Source organism: Polaromonas sp. P1_G4 (assembly GCF_056405475.1).
The window spans coordinates 1-4,029 of sequence record NZ_JBFUCA010000402.1 but is presented as its reverse complement, the minus strand read 5'-3'; the positions used below and the strand labels follow the sequence as shown (position 1 = coordinate 4,029).

The 4,029-nt window shown below is 54.1% G+C and carries 3 protein-coding genes; 1 reads left to right on the top strand and 2 read right to left on the bottom strand.

What is annotated here, in order from left to right; genetic code table 11:
• On the bottom strand, positions 1–739 hold a 739-nt coding region (locus tag AC1D1X_RS17455; protein ID WP_477698757.1), incomplete at its 3' end, for a transporter substrate-binding domain-containing protein.
• Between the two features lie 197 nt (positions 740–936).
• Entirely contained in the window at positions 937–3,027 is a 2,091-nt protein-coding gene (locus AC1D1X_RS17450) for an O-linked N-acetylglucosamine transferase, SPINDLY family protein (protein WP_477698756.1), read from the bottom strand.
• A gap of 403 nt (positions 3,028–3,430) precedes the next feature.
• Here AC1D1X_RS17450 and AC1D1X_RS17445 point away from each other — a divergent pair.
• Positions 3,431–4,029, top strand: a 599-nt coding sequence (locus tag AC1D1X_RS17445; protein ID WP_477698755.1) for a lysozyme inhibitor LprI family protein, incomplete at its 3' end; no start/stop codon positions are given.

Below are 4,029 nucleotides of genomic sequence, written 5' to 3'. Positions count from 1 at the left end.
TGACTGCATCCCCCTTGCGGTAGGCGATGGCAATAGGTTCTACGGACAGGCGTTCGGGCAGGATCAGGTAATCGCCTGCATTGGGCAGGCTCGCCAATTGCGCGGCGAGCGCAACACCGTCGCGGGCGTACCCTGCCGCCCAGCCCAGTTGCAACTGTCCGAGGGCGGCATCCGCGTTGACTGCTTTGGCGTGTTGCCACTTCAATGAATGCTGCTGCGCGTAAAGATCCAGCGCGGGAACCACGGTGGTGCCGGCAATGCCCACAATGCTTTTGCCTTGCAGTTGGTCGAGTGCGCTGAGTTTGTCTTTGGTCCGCACCGCCACCTGGACAGCTTCGATAAAAATCGGTGTCGAGAAATCCATCCGCGTCCGGCGCTCCGGTGTGTCGGTCACGTTCTCGCACAGCAAATCGACACTGCCTTCAGACAGCAAGCGTGTGCGGGCGTCCACATACGTTTCGATATACCGTACCGGCAGGTTCGGCTTGCCGACAGCCTGGCGGAGCCGTTCGATGATGGGTTTGCAGAATTCGATGCTATAACCCAGCGGCTTTTCTGCAGTCTGGTGAAACGAGAAAGGCGCGGAGTTTGCGCGGTAGCCGACATTGATCTGCCCACGGCTCTTGATTTTCTYCAGTGTGGCCTGCGCTTGAGCCCACTGCGGTACGGCAATCGCCGCTATAGCCAGGACGGCCGGAAACAGCCGTTGTCGAAAAGGACGAAGCGGAATTATCCCCATACGAATCCCCCTGTTGCTGGGTTTGATTCTTATGTAAAAGGCCCAGGCACGCAAACAATGCGGGGGGATGACTTTCCCGGTACGACCAAGGTACTCATTGTGTTGCAATCATCGGCGGCTATGAATGAAAAAAGCCCAGGATCGCACCAGCCGTTGATTTTCAGGATACCTTCAGTTCGGCAATGACCGCTGCAGAACTATTGTTGAACGTAAATGCATGCAGGCGGCAGATCGCTTTGATAGCGCTCATACATTGCCGTGTAAGCCGCCTCGATGTGACTGACGAACAAGGGCGTATCAAACAGCGGTGTTGCCAGCCTGTTTCGAGCCAGCTTTTCCTTGATCTGTGCCAGGCGCCGGGGGACGGTCGCCAACTCAATCGCAGAGGCCTCATAGTCCGTCACGTTCGAGGTAACCAGCTCGGTCAAGTCAACCGTATTCAGCAGGCTTGCGGCCACCCGGCTGGCGAAAGATTCACCCATGCACGTCAATATGGGCAGCCCCGTCAACAGTGCATCATTGGCCGTTGTGTGCGCGTTGTAAGGCAGCGTATCCAAAAACAGGTCGGCCAGGCGATGCCTTGCAAGGTGGTCGGCGGGGGGCACCCGCTGCGCAAAAATCAGCCGCTCCGAGGCAATGCCTCTTCGCAATGCTTCTTCAGACAAGTTGATGGCTGCTTTTGGGTTGTCCTGAAGAAGCCAGAGGACGCTTCCTTCCACAGCCTTCAATATCCGCATCCAGCAACCAAAAACTTCGGGTGTAATTTTGAAACTGKTGTTGAAGCAGCAGAAGACAAAACCTGTCTCAGGCAAGCCAGCTTCTCTGCGGCTCAATACCTTGTCGGAAATTAAGCGCTTGCTGTCGTTTGGTTGGTAGCTATTGGGAAGGTAGACGATCTTTTCGGTGTACTGCTGTTGACTGGCTTCTGGAACGACCGTTTTGTCTGCAATGAGATAGTCCATGAAATCGGCGCTCATCGTTCCCGGATAGGCGAGATAGTTCACCTGAACAGGCGCAGCTCTGAGATTAAAAATTCCTGGCCGGCTTCCTAGCGTGTAGCCATTCAGATCGATGGCAATGTCTACCTCCAGATCTCTTGAAAGTTGTACGACGGCTTTGTCGGATTGAAGGCGTACATCAAAAAACTTGTCAAAAATCGCCGAAACCCTGTCCCTCATCGTGTCTTTCTTGTCGGGCCCAAACGAGAAGGCGTATAGCTCGAACCTGGACCGGTCATGTCTCTCAAACAACTCAGCCATCAAATGCATGGTTGCATGGTTGTGAAAGTCAGCGGAAAAATACCCGATCCGAATTTTTTCGTGTCGCTGGCGTTTGGGGATGGGGCTGACGGTGGCTGAGTTTGGGCATCTGTCTTTGACCCATATAGCGGCCGCTTGCGCCTGCAACGCCAAATCCGTAGTGAGTCCCAGGATTTCGAACGGTATTGCCACATTCCTCCCACGCTCGATTTCCTGGAAAATCTTTGGCAGATCGGAGGCAAGTGAATGCCAGTCGCAAACCTTCATTTTTGCGTGCAACAGCGAACCAAACACGAATTCGACGTTTGCATCCAGCTCCATGCTCCGCTTGTAACAGTCGGCAGCCGCGTCATGCCGTTTCATCTCATCGAGAGCGACTCCCCGGTTGATCCACACGTCGGGCCAATGCGGTGCAAGCGCCATCGCTTTCGCGTAAGAGGATTCGGCTGCCTCATGCTGCTTCAGTCCGTTCAACGCGATCCCCAGGTTGAGCCAGGCCTCGGCTGAATCCGGCGCCAGCTCGGTTGCCTTGCGGCAGGCGGCTTCGGCGGCCTCGTAATTTTTCTGGTCACTCAATACGCCACCAAGATTGACATAAGCGGGAGCCAGATCCGGACTCAGTGCAATTGCCTTCCTGAAAGCCGTTTCGGCATCGTCCAGCCGTTTCTGTTTGCTCCGGAGTTTGCCCAGGTTGGAGTGGGCAAAAGCATAGTCCGGCGCCAATGCCAGCGCCTGATTCAGACATTGCTCCGCCTTAAGGTATGCCCCCAATTCGGTCAGCTGCAGGCCGATGCTGTTTTGTGCGTCCGCAGAATTGAGTGTCCGAACCCGGGCCTTTTCAAGGGCGTCTACCGCCTCAGGTTTTCTGCCCATCCCACCGAATGCGGTTCCCAGGTGATACCAGGCTTCAGGCAGGTCAGGGGCGAGTTGAAGACTACGTTGGCACCACTCAGCGGCGGCGGCGTATTCACCGCGAGCGTTGGCGGCGCCGGCATTGCCGATGTAGTTGGAAAGAAGCTGCTCCAGCATTTTGATTTTTTGGTTTCCGGGAGGTTATATCTTCGCATGCCCTTCACGCGCAAACAGGCGCGACTGAGGCCAAGGCTGGGGCCAAGGCTGGGGCTAACCCCCTTTTTTGGACGTTCACGCAATTGCCAGACGAGGGCGTCCTTACCTCACTATTGAAAAAGACGGGTGTGCAACTTAGGGGCGCTGTAGTCGAGTCGGACTTTCAATTGGTTCCGAAGAGATGCTTTCATATATCTAACAGGAGCCTTTAAGCTGTCAATTTTTAAGGGCAGCTCAGTGCGGAAATTCGACACCCACGGGGGGAGATCCAAAAATGGTGCTAATCACATCCCTTGTATATGCCTGAAACCCCGGACAATAGAGTCACACAGGACATCGATTTAATCCAACGTTAGTTCTCACCATGAAGTTCACTGCAGTTCTCGCACTTCTCTTGCTCACAACGACCTATTCTTTGGGCAACGACAGAGCTATCCGAGCTATGGCACAGGGGCAAAAAGGCTATACAGAAAAAGAGATTCGTGAAGAAATCTCAAAAGGCTGCGATGGCACTGGAGACATGGCTCTTTGCACTTGGTATGGCTACTACACGAAGGACGTCGCTCTGAACGATACCTATCGGCTATTGATGCGACGCTTGGTGAGTACCGACTTGAAAAATGCTCTGCGCAAATCGCAGAAGGCATGGCTTGAGTTCCGCGACTCGGATTGCATGTTCTCCACGGGGGACTGGGAAGGAGGAAGCTTCCGCCGTGTAGCGATCGCCATGTGTTGGCAAGAGATGACGGATAGGCGCGAGAAAGAGCTTGCTGAAATCTTGAAGTGCAAGGAAGGAACTTGCTTCGAGCTACAAGACACCAAGTCTGCGGAGCCCGACCCCCAACCTGCTCTTGATAAAGCCATTCGAGATGGAATTATTCGTAAAGCAACGGCAGAAGATGTAAGAAAATTTCGGGATGCATACATTGACAAAAACTACACCAGGAAAAACCTCCTAGTGCC